Raw genomic sequence first — 16,418 nt, 5'->3', positions numbered from 1 at the left:
TCCCATGGACCCAAAAAAAGCGACCCCCTTTAAAAGAGGTCACTTCAACACGATTAGTTCGTATATTTTGCCTGATATTGTTTGAATTCCGCTTCTGAACACATAACGAAATGTCCTGGTTTTACTTCGCGGAACTGCGGTTCATCTCCTGCCGTGTACTGGTGCTGGGCAGGATCATATTTTTTTCTGATGCGCGTGCGCTCATAATCCGGATCCGGAAGCGGAATCGCAGACAATAGGGCCTGTGTATAAGGATGAATCGGATTGTTGTAAAGCTCTTCAGCATCTGCAAGCTCTACAAGCTTTCCGAAGTACATAACACCAATGCGGTCACTGATGTATTTAACCATGGAAAGGTCATGGGCAATGAACAGGTACGTAAGACCTTTTTCCTGCTGAAGCTTTTTCATCAGGTTGACAACCTGAGCCTGAATCGAAACATCAAGTGCTGAAATCGGCTCGTCGGCAATAATGAAGTCAGGATCAACAGCCAGCGCGCGGGCGATTCCGATACGCTGGCGCTGCCCTCCGCTGAACTCATGGGGATAGCGGTTCGCATGCTCACGGTTCAAACCTACTGTTTCAAGCAGTTCATATACCCGCTCCATGCGCTCTTTATCTGATTTTGCAAGACCGTGAATATCAATTCCCTCGGCAATAACGTCAGAAACTTTCATTCTTGGGTTAAGTGAGGCATAAGGATCCTGGAATATCATCTGCATTTTACGGTTAAAGATTTTCAGATCCGCTTTTGATTTTTTTCCATGGACATTGACACCGCCAAACTTCACTTCACCGCCGGTTGCTTCATACAGACGGATGATTGAACGGCCTGTTGTCGATTTTCCGCATCCGGATTCTCCGACAAGTCCAAGTGTTTCACCTTTATAAATGTCAAACGAAATACCGTCAACAGCTTTCACTTCATTCGATTTCCCTACATTAAAGTGCTGTTTCAGATTTTTCACTTCAAGAAGTTTTTCTTTTTGCATGTGTTAATTTCCCTCCTTGATTTCAGGGAATTTGCGCTGGCGCAGTTTTACAGCTGCCGGCGGTTCTACTTTTGGAGCGTCCGGATGAAGCAGCCATGTTGCCGCATAATGCGTATCAGACACTTTAAACATTGGCGGCTGCTCTTCCAAGTCAATCTGCATTGCATATTCATTACGCGCAGCAAATGCATCTCCTTTTGGAGGGTTAAGCAAGTTCGGAGGCGTTCCAGGAATCGCATAAAGTTCCTGATCCTGAGAATCAAGACTTGGCATCGAACTGATTAATCCCCAAGTATATGGATGCTGCGGATTATAGAAAATTTCATCGACCGTGCCGATTTCAATAATCTTGCCGCCATACATGACAGCAACCCGGTCAGCAACGTTTGCCACTACCCCAAGGTCATGCGTAATGAAAATAATGGATGTATCGATTTTCTTTTGAAGATCCTTCATCAGTTCAAGGATCTGGGCCTGAATCGTAACATCAAGAGCTGTTGTAGGCTCGTCCGCAATTAAGACTTTAGGATTGCAGGCAAGAGCAATTGCGATAACAACCCTTTGTCTCATACCGCCAGAAAATTGGTGCGGATATTGTTTAAAGCGAAGCTCTGGCTTTGGAATTCCAACAAGACGAAGAAGCTCAATCGCTCTTTCTTTTGCCTGTGATTTGCTCATATTCTGATGTTTTACAATGGGTTCCATAATCTGTTTACCGACAATCATAGTCGGGTTCAAAGAGGTCATCGGATCCTGGAAAATCATAGAGATGTCTTTTCCGCGAATCTTCTGCATCTGTTTGTCATTCAGTTTAGCAAGATCTTTTCCGTTAAAAAGGATCTGGCCTTTTTTAATTTCAGAGTTGCTTTCAGGCAGCAGACGCATGATTGACTTAGTCGTAACCGATTTCCCTGACCCGGATTCACCAACAATAGCAAGTGTCTCTCCTTTTTTCAGGTCAAAGTCAACTCCGCGGATTGCCTGTACTTCTCCTCCGAATGTATGGAAGGAGATGTGCAAGTCTTTTACTTCAAGTATTTTTTCCATCGTCTATTCACCTGCCCTCTAGTCTCTCATTTTCGGATCAAGCGCATCGCGCAGTCCGTCAGCAATCATATTGAATGCAACCATAATGACACTGATTACGATCGCAGGATAAATCATTTGATACGGGAATGCTCTCATCGATTTGAATCCTTCATCAATCAGTGTTCCAAGTGAAGCAAGCGGATCCTGAAGTCCAAGACCGATAAAGCTCAGGAATGCTTCAAAGAAGATCGCATTCGGAATCGTGAACATCGTATTGATGATAATGACACCGACTAAGTTCGGGATCAAATGCTTAAAGATAATTTTTGAATGACTTGCACCAAGCGTTCTGGAAGCAAGAACGAATTCCTGATTTTTAAGTTTCAGAACCTGCGCACGCACAACCCGCGCCATTCCGACCCAACCAGTTATGGTCAGGGCTACAGTAATTGAGATGATACCAGGTTTCAAAATCAGGATCATGAGAATAACAACAACAAGGTTCGGTATTCCCATCAGCACTTCAATAATACGCTGCATGACATTGTCAATGCGGCCGCCAAAGTAGCCTGATATAGCTCCATAGGCAACTCCTATCACCATATCAATAAAGGCTGCAAGGAAGGCGATGTAAAGAGAAATCTGCGTTCCTTTCCAGATACGCGTGAACTGATCGCGTCCAAGGTTATCTGTTCCGAGCCAGTAGTACTCTTTAATTTGTTTTTGTTCATAAACATTTACTTCTTCCCCATTGTTAAGGGTTCTTGTCCCGTCGAATGGAAGCCAGCTCACATTTTCAAGTCCCTGTATGCGCGGCGGCAGATTGGAGTGCGTTGCTTTTTGGCGGGCTGAATCATATCCGCTGACAGCAGGCCCGATAAAAGCAAGCAGCGCCAATAATACAATGACAATCATGCTTACTACTGCAGCTTTATTCTTTTTGACGCGAAGCCACGCGTCCTGCCAGTAGTTTAAACTTGGTTTGTTAATCTCTTCACTCTTAGAGGAATCAATTTTAGCGGGCTGGAACAATTCTTTGCTGATTTCTTTTTCTGCCATTATTTTTTACCTCCCGCTAAACGAATTCGTGGGTCAATGATGCCGTAAAGGATATCGACAACAAGAATGATGACGACAAAAAGGAATGCAAACAGCAAGGTTGTACCCATGATGACCGGATAATCATTTACAGTGATCGATTTAACGAACTGCTCTCCAAGACCCGGTACAGAGAAAATCTTTTCAATGACAAGAGATCCTGTCATCAAACCTACTGCAAGCGGTCCAAGAACCGTTACAACAGGAATCAGCGCGTTTCTGAGCGCATGCTTAAACGCAATTTCAAAGTAGCTTGCACCTTTTGCTTTAGCAAGCGTGATGTAGTCAGAATTTAAAACATCGATCATTTCCGTTCTCATAAAACGTGCAGCAATCGCAATCGGGAACATCGCAAGAGCGATTGTCGGCAGAATGCTGTACTCAGGTCCGCGCCAGAAGGCAACAGGGAGCCAGCCGGCTTTAACACCAATATAGTATTGAAGCAGTCCCGCGAAAACGAACGACGGGATCGACTTACCGATAACAGCGAAAAATGTTGCACCATAATCAATCCAGGTATTCTGGCGGAGAGCTCCAATGACACCAAGAAAAATACCAAAAATTGTTCCCACAAACATTGCCTGAAATCCGAGGGTTGCAGAAGGGGCGATACGAGCAGCTAAAAGCTCAGATACCGGAGTGTTGTCGAATTGGAAAGATACTCCAAAATCACCTTTTACAATATTGGTCATATAGGTGATATACTGCACTGGTACAGGTTCGTCCAGCCCGTATTTTTCTTTCATAATCTCAATTTGCGAGTCAGAAAGCTTGGCACTGTTAAATGGAGTACCGGGGATCAGTTTCATTAGGAAAAATGTGAAAGAGGCAATTAATATTAATGTAATTAACATATAAATGATGCGTTGCCCTAAATATTTGACCATGTGTGCACCTCCTGGAACTATATAAAAAATTCAGAATCATCTACATAATTCGACAATTCTTTAGCAGGTAAAAAGAGAGTATATCGTATATACTCTCTTCTTATTCTTTTTGATTATAATCATTTTTCTGGTAACTGCAACTAAAAATTACTCAGCGTCTGTGATTTTAATCCACTTGTAGCTGTACTCAGGTCCTACAAGGTGGTACGTAAAGCCTTCAACCTTTTTGTTGATCAGAAGGTTTGAGGCACGCTGATACATTGGAGCAATACCCGCATCTTCTTCTAATAGTACTTTTTCAGCTTCTTGAAGAGCAGCAAAACGTTTAGCAGGATCGTTAGCTAGTGTTGTTTGAGCGTCTTTTAAGAGCTTGTCATATTTTTCGTTTGAATAAGCCATTCTGTTGTTTCCGCCATCTGTGATCCATAGATCAGAGAATGAGATCGGGTCAAGGTAGTCAGGACCCCATCCAGCAGCCTGGATGTCATAATCCATCGTTTTGTCACGGTCAAGACGCACGCTGAATGGTACGCTTTGAACGTCGATAGTTAAACCAGGAAGCGTGTTTTGAAGCTGGTCTTTCATATAAGAGTCAACTGTTTTAGATGTTTCAGTGTCTCCGCCAAGGTACACAAGTTTAACTTCTTTCTTGCCGATTTCTGCTAAGCCTTTTTCCCAAAGTTTTTTAGCTTCTTCAGGGTTGTAAGTCAGAAGGTCCTTGTTAACTTCACGGAAATCTTCGCCCGTTTCAGGGTGTGTAACAAATTCAGCAGGTACAGCATAGTTAGCCGGTTTAGAACCGTTGTTTAAAATTTCGTTCGTTAAATCTTCTTTATTAAATGCCATTGCAATTGCTTTACGGATGTTCACGTTAGCAAGAGCTTCGTTCTTTTGGTTCAATTTAAGCCAGAAGATTGTCGGCTCTAGCCATCTTTCAAGACGGTCGTCACCTTCATATTGAGCGATAACAGCAGGAGTTGAAAGCTTAGGAGTTACATCAGCTTCTCCAGCTTCGAACGCATTAGCTGCAGCTTGAGGATCTTTAGATACGTTGAACGTAATTTTCTCAAGACTTACATTTTTTGCATCCCAGTACTCAGCGTTTTTCTCTAAAGTCCACTCAGTATCAGCAGGTCCTTCCCATCCATTGATTGCGAATGGTCCGTTGAACACTAAATTTTCAGACTTCTTACCGAAATTTTCGCCTTGCTCTTCAACATACTTTTGGTTCTGAGGATAGAACGTAGGGAATGCCATTAATGACTTGAAGAAAGGAATCGGTTTTTCAAGAGTCACAACAAGTGTCTTTTCGTCTTGAGCTTTAACTCCAAGATCTTCAGGTTTAGCTTTACCATTATATAATGCTTCAGCATTTTTGATTTTACCCATCATCATGTATGGACCGTAAGCAGATCCTGTGTCAGGGTTAAGAGCGCGCTGCCATGCAAAAACGAAGTCGTTAGCTGTTACAGGCTCTCCATTAGACCATTTAGCGTCTTCTTTGATTTTGATTGTGTACTCAGTGCCGTCTTCGTTAGCTTCCGGCTCGCCGTCAGCCATACCCGGGATTGGCTCCTGGTTTTCATCAATACGGTATAAACCTTCATTCGTATTGTTTAATTGAGATAAACTGATTGTATCTTCTGCAAGAACTGAGTCCATAGATGGAATCTCAGAAGATTCAAGTACTTTCAGCTCCTGAGGCACATTAGCTGCTTCTTTAGAGTCTTTGTCTTTGTCTCCTCCATCAGAAGAACTGGATCCGCCTCCGCCGTAGCAAGCAGTTAAGAAAACGCTCAGTACAAGCGAAAGGACTAAAAGCAATGAAAATTTTGACTTTTTCATTTATTACCCTCCCTTTTATTTTTAAAAAATTCTTACAAACACTATTATACAAGCTTTCGAATTTTTGTACATTCATTTTTTTAATAAAATTTACACAAATGCAATAAAATTAAGACTTTTTTAAAGCAAAAATAGTCCTTTATACCTATATTATCCACAGTATTTCTTCATGATATTTCATTCATTTAACATAAAAATGGCCAGAAGCACTGCCTTTGTAAAGATTTTAAATTGTAAGTAAAATTAAAAATGTATACAATATACAACAATAGCTAATAAACTATTTTGCAGGGAAACTGACAATATTCTGAGTAGTATTACTTTTCTCACAATAATTTTTTTTATATATTTCAATATAAAAAAACTATTGATCATCCCCGTAATTTAGTAATATAAAAAGAAAAAAGAGGGTATTTATGAACCGAAAATTATTTTTATCATCCTTCACCGTGTCATTTGTTCTAGTCTTGCTGCTTTCGCTGCTTTTCTATCAGGAGATCAGCCTGCTGCATTATATCAATATTTCATTTTACATTTCCGGGCTTCTGCTCTTTACTTCCCTATTTCTTCTGGTTGCTGAAGGCGGATTTTTTGACGGCATCACTCAGGGGTTCAGAAGGACCTTTCAATCCAAAGGCCGGGACCTTGATAAGAAGGAAGTAGAGGAAATGAGACTCTTCTCTGAACTCCTGCGGGTTGAATATACCCCGTTTTTGTTTGCCGGACTGGTTCTTGCAGCTACAATGCTTGCAGCTCTTGCTGTTTATTATTTTTGAACAGTTGAAAACGAGTCCGAAAGCCACTATAATATAGGAAATAACATGTAAATGCGATGAAAAAGAGTAGTACACAGTGACCTTATTTTTCAGAGAGTCTGCTGCCTGGTGAAAGGCGGACAATAAACACTGCGGAATGGACTTTTGAGCAGCTGACTGAACTTCAAAGTAGGATCAGCCGTTTCGTCTTGCGATAAAAGACGCTAAGTGATTTCTGCTGCAGAAATAATCAGGGTGGCACCGCGGTCCATTCGTCCCTTTTAGTCAAGGGGACGAATGGGCTTTTTTGCGTTATTTTAAGAAGGAGTGAGGATATGAAAACTATTTTTTCGGGCATCCAGCCCACAGGTAATGTCACATTAGGAAACTATATCGGAGCTATGAAACAGTTTGTTGACCTGCAGAATGATTATGACTGCTATTTTTGCATTGTTGACCAGCATGCCATCACACAGCCGCAGGACCGCCTGCAGCTCCGCAAGAGCATAAAAAGCCTTGCAGCACTATATTTAGCTGTAGGACTTGATCCTGAAAAAGCAACATTGTTCATTCAGTCAGAGGTTCCGGCACACGCACAGGCTGGATGGATGATGCAATGTGTGGCCTATATCGGCGAACTTGAGCGAATGACTCAGTTCAAGGACAAATCAGCTGGCAAAGAAGCCGTTTCTGCCGGACTGTTAACCTATCCGCCTCTGATGGCTGCCGACATTCTACTATATAAAACGGATCTCGTTCCAGTCGGCGAAGACCAGAAACAGCATCTGGAGCTCACAAGAGACTTAGCCGAACGTTTTAATAAAAAATACAATGACATCTTTACCGTCCCTGAAGTGCGCATTCCAAAGATCGGTGCAAGAATTATGTCCCTTGCAGATCCGACGAAAAAAATGAGCAAATCAGATCCAAACCAGAAAGCATTTATCACACTGCTGGACGATCCGAAAGTGATTGAAAAGAAGATCAAAAGTGCGGTTACCGATTCAGAGGGCATCGTGAAATTTGATAAAGAGAATAAGCCTGGCGTATCTAACCTCCTCTCCATCTTTTCTATTCTTTCAGGCATTTCCATCGAAGACCTGGAGAAAAAATATGAAGGAAAAGGCTACGGAGATTTTAAAGCCGACACCGCTGCTGCCGTGATTAACGCCCTGCAGCCAATTCAGGAAAAATATTATTCTCTTGTTGAATCAGATGAACTTGACGAAATCCTTGACCGCGGGGCTGAGCGTGCAAACGCACAGGCAGGAAAAATGATTAAAAAGATGGAAAGCGCAATGGGTCTTGGAAGAAAACGAAAATAAAAAAGGGAGAGGGCTCATTAAGAGCTCTCTCCCTTTTTTTACCTGCTACATTTTTTCAAATTCCATGCCTTTTTCCATCATTAAGTACTGCAGTGCCGTCCGGAAGGTTAAAAACGTCTTGATGTCCTGGCTGTTTGATAAGCCAGATGAAATTAACAGCTGGATGACAGCAGGGCCAAAACCGACGAACAGAATCTGAATGCCCATGAGCCTTACTGCAGCCGTCAATTGCTGGATATAGGATCCAAACAGTTCAACCTCCCCGATTTCCCGTTCTGATATAGCGGTAAAATCGATGATGACAGTGGCAACTTCATTTGCGTGAGATGTTTCCAGAATTTTAGATGTAATCATATCAAACCGATCTGATGAAAGCTTCCCGGTAATCGGCACAAGAATGGTTTCCGGTATGATCGAAGGAATAATCGGAACAGAAATTTCTCTGATCAGTTCTTCTTGTTCCCGAAGCTGCCTTTTCAACTCGATAATTTCATCCTGCAGCTCTTCCACATTTACTTTTTCACTTATCATATATGCCCTCGCTCAAATGAATGACTTTATTTTATTTTATTTTACCATTGTTTCAGCTTCTTTACCTGTTAATTGAAGTCTTTGGCAAGGTTATTCCGGTCTTTTTTTAACCTGAACAAAAAAGAAGCCAATTTTGGCTTCTTTTAAGCTTGTCTCAATTTACTTTTGATTCATGCTCCATATCCCACAGTTTTTCAAAAAAGGGCTGGCCTTTAATCAAGTTTTCTGTAAGAATCATGTGTTTCGGGCTCCAGCCTGAAACAGTCTCATTGTAAAGCTTTTGCCACACATCCTCAAAGCTTAAATCCTGAATGGTTTCGTACATAGACGGATTCCATTCTGTATACCAGTATTTCACCTCTGCTGCATTCTTAGTTGACTGAAGCTGATCCAGGGCCATAAACAGCAGCTGCTTAAGCTGTCTCTCCTTGCGGGTCAGCCCGTTCATTTGAGATGGACTTGGAGAGAGGATGTGAAATTCTTTTTCAAGAATTTCTGCCTCATACGTATATTCTTCAGCTTCTACTTCTTTTATCATTTCATATACCAGCTGTTCCTGTCTTGGAATGAGCCGGCTTTTGCGGACAGGAATACTGTAGCCGATTGTATCAACGGCAAGAATTCCTTCGCCGTCTGTGACGACAAAACAATAATCAAGCTGAATCCGTTCATGATTTTTTCTGATATATGCCTTTTGAAAGGCGTCCTTAAGCAGTCCCTGCGGCAGCTCCGACAAATCGTTTTCAATATAATGGAATAAAACCGAATTTACTCTAAACAGAGGAACCTGATCCAAAAGCTCAACACTGTCGTCTTTTCTCCATTCGTGAAAATGACACACGTTGTACCCGTTTTCTTCACCCTCGAACCAATTCACCCATACATCATGAAGAAACAACATTTCTTACCCCTCACTTCCGATGCTTTTGTCTTTCAGTATAGGCAGGGAAAAGAAAATATATTCCAATTCGTTCATTTTATGGTTGAATTCTTTCGACAAAATCCAAAAGCTCCAGCGCCTTGTTCTGACAGAGGATCTAGGCGCTGGAGCTGGACGTGGAAAAACTATTTTACTTTTACAATAAAAAATAGCCAAGAAACAATATCTTGGCTGTTCTTCTTGTTATTCGTTTACTTTTGGATCCAGCGCGTCTCTTAAACCGTCCCCTACAAAGTTGAAGGCAAGAACTGTCAGGAGAATCAATGAACCCGGCAATAGCGGGTACCAAGGTGATTTCAGCAGAATGGTAAAGTTCTGTGCATCCTGCAGCATATTGCCCCAGCTTGCTGTCGGAGGCTGAATGCCTAGACCAAGGTAGCTGAGCGTTGACTCGGCAAGAATAACTCCGCCTACTGAAAGGGTGGCAGAAACGATGATCGGCCCAATCGCATTCGGCAGGATGTGAGAGAAAATAATCTTAAAGCTTTTTGTTCCAATTGTCTTGGAAGCAAGAACAAACTCACGTGTTCGCAGCGACAGAAATTCACCGCGGACAAGACGCGCAGTTGTCGTCCAGCCAAGTACCGCAAAAATGATGATCAGCTTGTCTACACCCGGTTTAAAGATGGTTACAAGCGTAATCAGAAGAAAGATTTGCGGGATTGAAAGAACAATATCAACAAATCTCATCAGAATGGCATCAATAATGCCTCCAAAATAACCGGCTACAGCTCCGACTACTGTACCGATTGTAATGGATCCAAGCACGGAAGCAAATCCAACAAGCAGGGATACTTGCGCCCCGTACAGCAGACGCGTCAGCAAATCCCGTCCAAACCGGTCTGTTCCAAGCAAGTTCTCGGCTCCGCCTGGCGGAACCAGTCTTTTCGTCAAATCCTGTGTCTCATAAGCATATGGTGCAATGACAGGTGCCAGAATGGCTGCAGAGATGATAAAGATCAGGAATGCAGCACCTGCAACAGCCAGTTTGTTTTTGGCAAACTTTCTGAAGAATATTTTCGTTAACGTGTCAGGGTTCGCTTTGATCCCGTGAACCGCCAGCTGACCAGAAGTTTCCGGTGTAAGGTTTGTTTGTGCCATTGTGCTCCCCCTCCTAGTACTCGATTCTCGGATCGAAGATTGCGTAAAGAATGTCAGCAATTAAGTTTCCGATGACGACAAAAACAGCTGAAATAACAGTTAACGCCATAATAACCGGATAATCACGCTGGAATGCAGAATCAATGAAAAGAAGTCCAATTCCAGGCCATGAGAAAATTTTCTCAACAACGACAGCTCCTCCAATAAAGGAAGGAATCATCAGACCGAAAATAGTGATGATTGGAATCAAACCATTGCGCACGCCGTGTTTAATAATGACTTTCGATTCTTTAAACCCTTTTGCACGGGCAGTTCTCATATAATCCTGCTTCAGGACGTCGAACATGCTTGACCTTGAATACCTCGTCAAGCCCGCCATATCGGCAGAGGCAAGAACAAATGCAGGCAGCATGAGATGGTGAATCCTGTCCCATATGCTGAATTCGGCATTCAAGGTTGAGGTCCCTCCGGTCGGGAACCAGTTGAGCTGAACGGCAAAGACCATGATTAAAATCAGCCCGAGCCAGAAGTTAGGGGTAGCCAGTCCAAGGAATGAAGTGACAGATACAGTGTAATCAACTTTTGTGTAAGGTCTTGCTGCAGAAATAATGCCAAAAGGAATGGCAATGATCAGAGCCAGAACAGTAGAGACAACCATAAGCAACAGCGTATTCGGCAAACGGTTCATGATCATTTCGCTTACAGGCACACCCTTACGGATAAGAGATGTCCCGAAGTCACCCTGCACCATGCTTCCAAGCCATTTCAAGTATTGAACGTGTACAGGATCATTTAATCCGTATTTCTCCATAAATTTCGCCTTATCAGCAGGACTGATAGTCGGGTCCATTAAAAGTGTTGTCGGGTCTCCAGGTGCAAGTCTGATAATCGCAAAAGAGATAATTGTAATACCTAACAATAAGGGAATAGCCATCAATGTTCGGCGGACGATATAAGTAAGCACAGCTAGATCTCCCCTTTCCTTCTCAATTTTCTATAGGTAAAAACAGGGTCCAGAAACAAACAGACTCGTTCAATTTTCGAAATTAGTAAGAAATGTGCACATTTCTCTTCATAAAAACAAGGGAAGGGATGCTCCCTTCCCTCTGCACGTTCCTTGAAGTGTTTCAGTAACTAATTACTGTTTTAACCACCATTTGTGGATGTTGTAGTACTCAGACTTCGCGTTAAACTCGTAGCCTTGAAGATTTTCAGGCATTACGCGGTGAACGTTTGGATAGTACAGGAATGTGTAAGGCTGGTCTTCAGCAATAAGCTTGTAGATGTCAGCATACTTTTTAGCATACTCATCTTGATCAAGAATTTGTTTCGCTTCTTCCATTAACTTGTCTGCTTCTTTGTTTGTGTAATCAGTCATGTTTAAGCCTTCAGCAATTTGGCTTGAGTGGAAGATGTCATATTGATCAGGGAATGTAGACAAGCTCCATCCTAAGATCATTGCATCGAAATCCCAGTTTGGTGCTGAAACCTGCTCGATGAAAGCAGAGAACTCGATGATCTCAGGCTTAACTTCGATACCGATTTCTTTTAATTGCTGCTGTACAACAACCGCGATATCTTCACGGATTTTGTTACCTTGGTTCGTTTTTAGTGAGAATGAGAATTTCTTGCCGTCTTTGTCAAGAATGCCGTCGCCGTCAGTATCTTCCCATCCAGCTTCTTTAAGCATTGATTTTGCTTTTTCTACATCATAAGAGAACTTTGTTACATCGTCACTGTATGCGAAAGAAAGCGGGCTCTCAGGAACGTGAGCTACTTCACCGTCGCCGTTCATAACAGATGAAACCATAGATTCTCTGTCAAGCGCCATTGTTAGAGCCTGGCGTACTTTAACATCTTTGAAAAGGTCGTTCTTTTGGTTCCAGCCGATGTAAGTGTAAGAAAGACCTAAGCCAGACTCAACTTTTACGCCGCTGAATGTGCTTTTTACTGTTTCAATGTCAGTACCTGGAACTTCTGTGAATTGAACATCGCCAGCTTGAAGCTGTGCAAGAAGAGCATCCTGGTCAGGAACGATTTTGTACGTGATTGAATCAAGGTATGGCTCGCCAAGGAAGTAATCTTTGTTCTTTTCAACTTTTACATATTCTCCGTCTTTCCACTCAACAAATTTGAATGGGCCTGTACCGATTGGAGATTTTGTGTTGAATTCGTTCTCGCCAAGCTCACCCACTGGAACTTTTCCAAGGATATGCTCAGGAAGGATTCCGTAGCTTAGAGAAACAGGGTAGAATGAAGCATCTTTCTTGTTAAGCTTGAATTCTACTTCATAGTCGCCTTTTTTAGTAACTGTTTCTAAAGACTCAAAACCAGATCCGCGCTCGCCGACATAGTCAGGGCTTTTAGGGATGCCGTATGTAAATACTACGTCATCTGCAGTAAGCTCTTCGCCGTCATGGAATTTTACGCCTTCTTTGATTTTTACAGTGTACGTTAAACCGTCTTCAGACACGTCGATTTTTTCAGCGAGGTGCAAAGTCGGGTTGAACTCAGTGTCAGAAGACACAAGTCCGTCAAAGATGAAGCCTTCGATATCAGAGCTTGAAGCATCTGTAGAATACATCGGGTTAAACAATGTTGGTCCGCCAATCGTTCCAACTACTAAATCTCCGCCCATTTGCGGTTCGCCGGCATCTTCAGCCGGTTTGTCTTTGTCGCCAGAACCTGAAGCTGGTTTGTCGCCTGCGCCGCTGTTGCATGCAGCAAGGAACAAAGAGAATACCAGCAGTAAGCTAAGCAGTGTAAATAAACCTTTACGTTGTTTCACTTCGTATTTCCCCCTTAAAAATTTTTAATTTTTAGATTTCTTGACTGACAAGTTATGGCTTCTGCCATCTCCCCCCTTCAAGAGCGTGATGTATGCTGATCTTGCCATCAATAAAGATGGCAAGCAACAAAGTGATTTTTCTTTACTTCTTTAAATTGCGGAACGGCTTCGCGGCAGGCGCTTGTTGCAGCCGGACATCTTGTATGGAATACGCAGCCTTGCGGAGGATTTGCCGGGCTCGGCAATTCTCCCTTCAGGACGATTCGCTCCCGTCTTGCCATACCTGCTTTTCTTGGAACCGGAACGGCTGAAAGCAGTGCTTGGGTATAAGGATGCAGCGGCTCAGAGTAGAGGCTGTTTTTATCAGCCAGTTCCATCATTTTGCCAAGATACATCACTCCGACACGGTCGCTTATGTGTCTCACAACACTCAAGTCATGCGAGATGAACATATAGGTCAGGTTAAACTCATCCTGCAGATCTTCTAATAGATTAATAATCTGTGCCTGAATCGACACATCAAGCGCCGACACGGCTTCATCCGCAATGACCATCTGAGGATTCAGGGCAATGGCCCGCGCGATCCCGATTCTCTGGCGCTGTCCTCCTGAAAATTCATGAGGATAGCGGTTGATGAAGGATGCATTCAATCCTACCTTTTCAAGCAGCTCTTCTACTTTTTCAGTTCTTTCTTTTCCTCTGTAAAGATTATGGGTGTTCATCGGTTCTTTAATGATGGAACCTAATGTTTTTCTCGGATTTAATGAAGCGAACGGATCCTGAAACACCATCTGAATATTTTTCCGGACGGTTTTGCGGAGCTCGCTTTCGGGTAAATGGGAGATATCCTGTCCGTCGAACAGAATTTTCCCGCCGGTTGGCTCATACAGACGGATAATCGTCCGCCCTGCAGTAGATTTTCCGCAGCCTGATTCACCTACTATTCCGATGGTTTCTCCCTTTTTAACAGTCAGGTTGATTCCATCTACGGCCTTTACATACCCTGCCGTTTTTTGAAGAATTCCCGATTTGATCGGAAAATGCTTCTGTACATCTATCAGCTGAAGAATCGTTTCATCGTTTTTCAGCTGCGCTGTCTTTCTTTCTGCATCTGCAACTTTCATTGAACGGCAGCCTCCTCGTCATCATATAAAAAGCACCGGACAGAGCGATGAGCTGAATGCTGCGTCAACTCAGGAAGAGCGCTGAAACATTTATCAAATGCTTTTGGGCATCTTGGTGCAAACCTACAGCCTGCAGGAAGATTATCCGGTGTTGGAACGTTGCCCGGAATTGAATTCAGCTTCTCAATTTCACCGTCTATTGAAGGAATGGAAGCCATGAGTCCCTGAGTGTAAGGGTGAAGCGGTGCATCAAACAAATCATCTACGGACGCTTCTTCAACTACCTGTCCGCAATACATGACTACTACTCTCTCGGCTATTTCAGATACAACGCCGAGATCGTGAGTGATTAAGAGAATACTAGTATCAAATTTCTGGCTGACATCTTTCATCAGGTCCAGAATCTGTGCCTGAATGGTAACATCCAGTGCCGTTGTCGGCTCATCCGCAATCAGGAGCTTCGGGTTGCAGCTCATCGCGATCGCGATCATAACACGCTGGCGCATTCCGCCTGATAATCTGTGAGGATAATCATAAATAATTTCATCAGCCCGGCTGAACCCTACTAATCTCAAAAGCTCAATTGCTTTTTTGACAGCCTGATTTTTTGGAAGCTTCTGATGGTACATCAGCACTTCTGTGATCTGGTCGCCGATGGTCAGAACAGGATTCAGAGAGGTCATCGGCTCCTGGAAAATCATTGAGATGTCATTTCCACGCACCTTGCACAATTCCTTTTCGGAAAGCTTGGCCAAATCCTTGCCGTTAAGCAGAATTTCTCCATCAACTATCTTTCCTCCTGGACTTGGCACAAGTCCCATAATCGAAAGAGAGGTAATACTTTTGCCCGATCCCGATTCCCCTACAAGTGCAACCGTCTCACCTTTATGTATTTTCAAGTCAACGCCGTCCACAGCAGGAACAGCTTGCTTCTTTTTGTAAAAATATGTTTTCAGATTCTTAACTTCCAACAGTACTGACAATACCCTTCACCGCCCTATGATGTAAAGAATTCCCTTATTAATTATATAAATCATCTTAACTTTTTGTAAACATAGAATAGTCAGAAAATATATATTTGTATAGTATTACAAAAGTTTTACAAAAGCAAGCGAATTTTTAAAATATTGTAATTTTTTTAATAAATTCCTGTCTTTACTAGGAAAAAATACCAACAAAAAAACCCTTACTTGGGTTTTATGAATGACTTATTAACTATTTCGTCTGACGAAACAAAAAAGAGATCTGTCATGTTTATTTTTGTCTTTTCCATATAGTCCTTCACGATATGATAGCCTGCTGCGTATCCCAGCATCTTTGGATAAAAGCCTGTTCCGAACATGATTTGAGTGAACTTTCTTGAATCGCTTTTCAGCTCAAGATTGGGTTTTAAGATTTTCTCATAGAAAGACTGAACCTGATCCTTGGTATAACGCTTCGTCCAGGATCCTGCATATTCTTCCCCCATCCTCACCCTGACTGCATTCTCTGCCAAGCCCTCAAGAATGACCGCATCCATCAGCGTATAGTCCCTTTCCTTTTTCGGGTCTTTTGCAAGCCTGCAGACATGATGATATTCATGAGTCAGGATTGTCTGAATGTCTCTTTTGCTGTTATCCGACAGAAACAAAAAGAGTTTATCATGAAAGGCAAGACCTGATTTCCCGCCAAATTCATCACGCATTTTCCTGTTGGCCGCATCAGCAGGCAGAATGAATACAGGCACATCCGGACCTGACCATTCCTTTTTGAGCAGTGCTTCATCCGCCCTCACAATATCCCACACCTTGTTTTTCTTCAAATCTGCAAACAGCAGTCGACCTGCTTCTTCCCCTTTGTACATACCAAAAGAATGCAAATAGCCGCTGATTTCCCTTGTGCTGCTATTATGAAAGTACGGCTTCAGCCGTCCGCAAATTTTAAGATGATCGGTTGATTCTCCGAGCCATTCATTTGTCTTGATTACAGTCATAAAACATCCGCACTCCCCTCTGCGGTATCTT

The 16,418-nt window shown here is 42.7% G+C and carries 15 protein-coding genes and 1 other annotated feature; of the genes, 2 read left to right on the top strand and 13 right to left on the bottom strand.

All coding sequences use genetic code 11. The features are described from left to right. Positions 1-53 precede the first annotated feature (53 nt). The 5 genes from ACK1LH_RS05045 to ACK1LH_RS05025 all read right to left on the bottom strand — a co-directional run bounded on the left by ACK1LH_RS05045 (position 54) and on the right by ACK1LH_RS05025 (position 5,851). Positions 54-992 (bottom strand): ABC transporter ATP-binding protein, encoded by a 939-nt coding sequence (locus ACK1LH_RS05045; RefSeq protein ID WP_029282619.1) that lies wholly within the window; start codon positions 990-992, stop codon positions 54-56. A gap of 3 nt (positions 993-995) precedes the next feature. Continuing rightward, positions 996-2,039, bottom strand: a complete 1,044-nt coding sequence (locus tag ACK1LH_RS05040; RefSeq protein ID WP_029282621.1) for an ABC transporter ATP-binding protein — start codon at positions 2,037-2,039, stop codon at positions 996-998. Between the two features lie 18 nt (positions 2,040-2,057). Next, complete coding sequence (gene opp3C, locus ACK1LH_RS05035; RefSeq protein ID WP_029282623.1) at positions 2,058-3,080, bottom strand: oligopeptide ABC transporter permease; 1,023 nt, start codon at positions 3,078-3,080, stop codon at positions 2,058-2,060. After that, complete coding sequence (opp3b, locus tag ACK1LH_RS05030) at positions 3,080-4,006, bottom strand: oligopeptide ABC transporter permease (protein WP_029282625.1); 927 nt, start codon at positions 4,004-4,006, stop codon at positions 3,080-3,082. The genes opp3C and opp3b overlap by 1 nt, the downstream gene beginning before the upstream one ends. Positions 4,007-4,153: 147 nt before the next feature. Continuing rightward, positions 4,154-5,851, bottom strand: a complete 1,698-nt coding sequence (locus ACK1LH_RS05025) for a peptide ABC transporter substrate-binding protein (protein WP_029282627.1) — start codon at positions 5,849-5,851, stop codon at positions 4,154-4,156. A gap of 416 nt (positions 5,852-6,267) precedes the next feature. Here ACK1LH_RS05025 and ACK1LH_RS05020 point away from each other — a divergent pair, with 416 nt between their 5' ends. Both ACK1LH_RS05020 and trpS read left to right on the top strand, forming a co-directional pair. Continuing rightward, a complete protein-coding gene (locus ACK1LH_RS05020; protein ID WP_411334635.1) occupies positions 6,268-6,627 on the top strand; it encodes a DUF3899 domain-containing protein in 360 nt (119 codons plus the stop codon). 47 nt (positions 6,628-6,674) lie between these two features. Then, positions 6,675-6,889 (top strand) — a binding site (T-box leader). A 52-nt stretch (positions 6,890-6,941) separates the two neighbouring features. Then, a complete protein-coding gene (gene trpS, locus ACK1LH_RS05015; protein ID WP_029282631.1) occupies positions 6,942-7,931 on the top strand; it encodes a tryptophan--tRNA ligase in 990 nt (329 codons plus the stop codon). A 45-nt stretch (positions 7,932-7,976) separates the two neighbouring features. Here the strand turns inward: trpS and ACK1LH_RS05010 are convergent, their stop codons facing one another. From ACK1LH_RS05010 to ACK1LH_RS04975, 8 genes are all read right to left on the bottom strand, one after another. Then, the gene (locus tag ACK1LH_RS05010) at positions 7,977-8,462 is read right to left on the bottom strand and encodes an STAS domain-containing protein (protein WP_029282633.1); all 486 of its coding nucleotides are present in this window, start codon (positions 8,460-8,462) and stop codon (positions 7,977-7,979) included. A gap of 154 nt (positions 8,463-8,616) precedes the next feature. After that, complete coding sequence (locus ACK1LH_RS05005) at positions 8,617-9,363, bottom strand: YjbA family protein (protein ID WP_029282635.1); 747 nt, start codon at positions 9,361-9,363, stop codon at positions 8,617-8,619. A 222-nt stretch (positions 9,364-9,585) separates the two neighbouring features. After that, entirely contained in the window at positions 9,586-10,503 is a 918-nt protein-coding gene (gene opp4C, locus ACK1LH_RS05000) for an oligopeptide ABC transporter permease (protein WP_029565135.1), read from the bottom strand. 13 nt (positions 10,504-10,516) lie between these two features. Further along, positions 10,517-11,467: an ABC transporter permease gene (locus ACK1LH_RS04995; RefSeq protein WP_029282639.1), complete on the bottom strand. Its 951-nt coding sequence runs from the start codon at positions 11,465-11,467 to the stop codon at positions 10,517-10,519. Positions 11,468-11,641: 174 nt separating this feature from the next. Beyond that, the gene (locus ACK1LH_RS04990; RefSeq protein WP_029565134.1) at positions 11,642-13,291 is read right to left on the bottom strand and encodes a peptide-binding protein; all 1,650 of its coding nucleotides are present in this window, start codon (positions 13,289-13,291) and stop codon (positions 11,642-11,644) included. Positions 13,292-13,398: 107 nt separating this feature from the next. Then, a complete protein-coding gene (locus ACK1LH_RS04985) occupies positions 13,399-14,415 on the bottom strand; it encodes an ABC transporter ATP-binding protein (protein ID WP_035206457.1) in 1,017 nt (338 codons plus the stop codon). After that, positions 14,412-15,398 (bottom strand): ABC transporter ATP-binding protein, encoded by a 987-nt coding sequence (locus ACK1LH_RS04980; RefSeq protein ID WP_029282645.1) that lies wholly within the window; start codon positions 15,396-15,398, stop codon positions 14,412-14,414. The genes ACK1LH_RS04985 and ACK1LH_RS04980 overlap by 4 nt, the downstream gene beginning before the upstream one ends. 203 nt (positions 15,399-15,601) lie before the next feature. Next, the gene (locus tag ACK1LH_RS04975; RefSeq protein ID WP_029282647.1) at positions 15,602-16,387 is read right to left on the bottom strand and encodes a DUF2268 domain-containing protein; all 786 of its coding nucleotides are present in this window, start codon (positions 16,385-16,387) and stop codon (positions 15,602-15,604) included. Positions 16,388-16,418: the final 31 nt, after the last annotated feature.

The organism is Metabacillus indicus (genome assembly GCF_046603695.1).
GTDB classification, from domain to species: Bacteria; Bacillota; Bacilli; order Bacillales; family Bacillaceae; genus Bacillus_P; species Bacillus_P indicus.
Note: the sequence above shows the minus strand (reverse complement) of the source record. Positions and strands in the feature narration are given on the sequence as shown.

Excerpts from the sequence above, each read along its gene's own strand:
- ACK1LH_RS05045 (WP_029282619.1), bottom strand. The coding sequence starts at position 992 with ATGCAAAAAGAAAAACTTCTTGAAGTGAAAAATCTGAAACAGCACTTT.
- ACK1LH_RS05040 (WP_029282621.1), bottom strand. The coding sequence starts at position 2,039 with ATGGAAAAAATACTTGAAGTAAAAGACTTGCACATCTCCTTCCATACA.
- opp3C (WP_029282623.1), bottom strand. The coding sequence starts at position 3,080 with ATGGCAGAAAAAGAAATCAGCAAAGAATTGTTCCAGCCCGCTAAAATT.
- opp3b (WP_029282625.1), bottom strand. The coding sequence starts at position 4,006 with ATGGTCAAATATTTAGGGCAACGCATCATTTATATGTTAATTACATTA.
- ACK1LH_RS05025 (WP_029282627.1), bottom strand. The coding sequence starts at position 5,851 with ATGAAAAAGTCAAAATTTTCATTGCTTTTAGTCCTTTCGCTTGTACTG.
- ACK1LH_RS05020 (WP_411334635.1), top strand. The coding sequence starts at position 6,268 with ATGAACCGAAAATTATTTTTATCATCCTTCACCGTGTCATTTGTTCTA.
- trpS (WP_029282631.1), top strand. The coding sequence starts at position 6,942 with ATGAAAACTATTTTTTCGGGCATCCAGCCCACAGGTAATGTCACATTA.
- ACK1LH_RS05010 (WP_029282633.1), bottom strand. The coding sequence starts at position 8,462 with ATGATAAGTGAAAAAGTAAATGTGGAAGAGCTGCAGGATGAAATTATC.
- ACK1LH_RS05005 (WP_029282635.1), bottom strand. The coding sequence starts at position 9,363 with ATGTTGTTTCTTCATGATGTATGGGTGAATTGGTTCGAGGGTGAAGAA.
- opp4C (WP_029565135.1), bottom strand. The coding sequence starts at position 10,503 with ATGGCACAAACAAACCTTACACCGGAAACTTCTGGTCAGCTGGCGGTT.
- ACK1LH_RS04985 (WP_035206457.1), bottom strand. The coding sequence starts at position 14,415 with ATGAAAGTTGCAGATGCAGAAAGAAAGACAGCGCAGCTGAAAAACGAT.
- ACK1LH_RS04975 (WP_029282647.1), bottom strand. The coding sequence starts at position 16,387 with ATGACTGTAATCAAGACAAATGAATGGCTCGGAGAATCAACCGATCAT.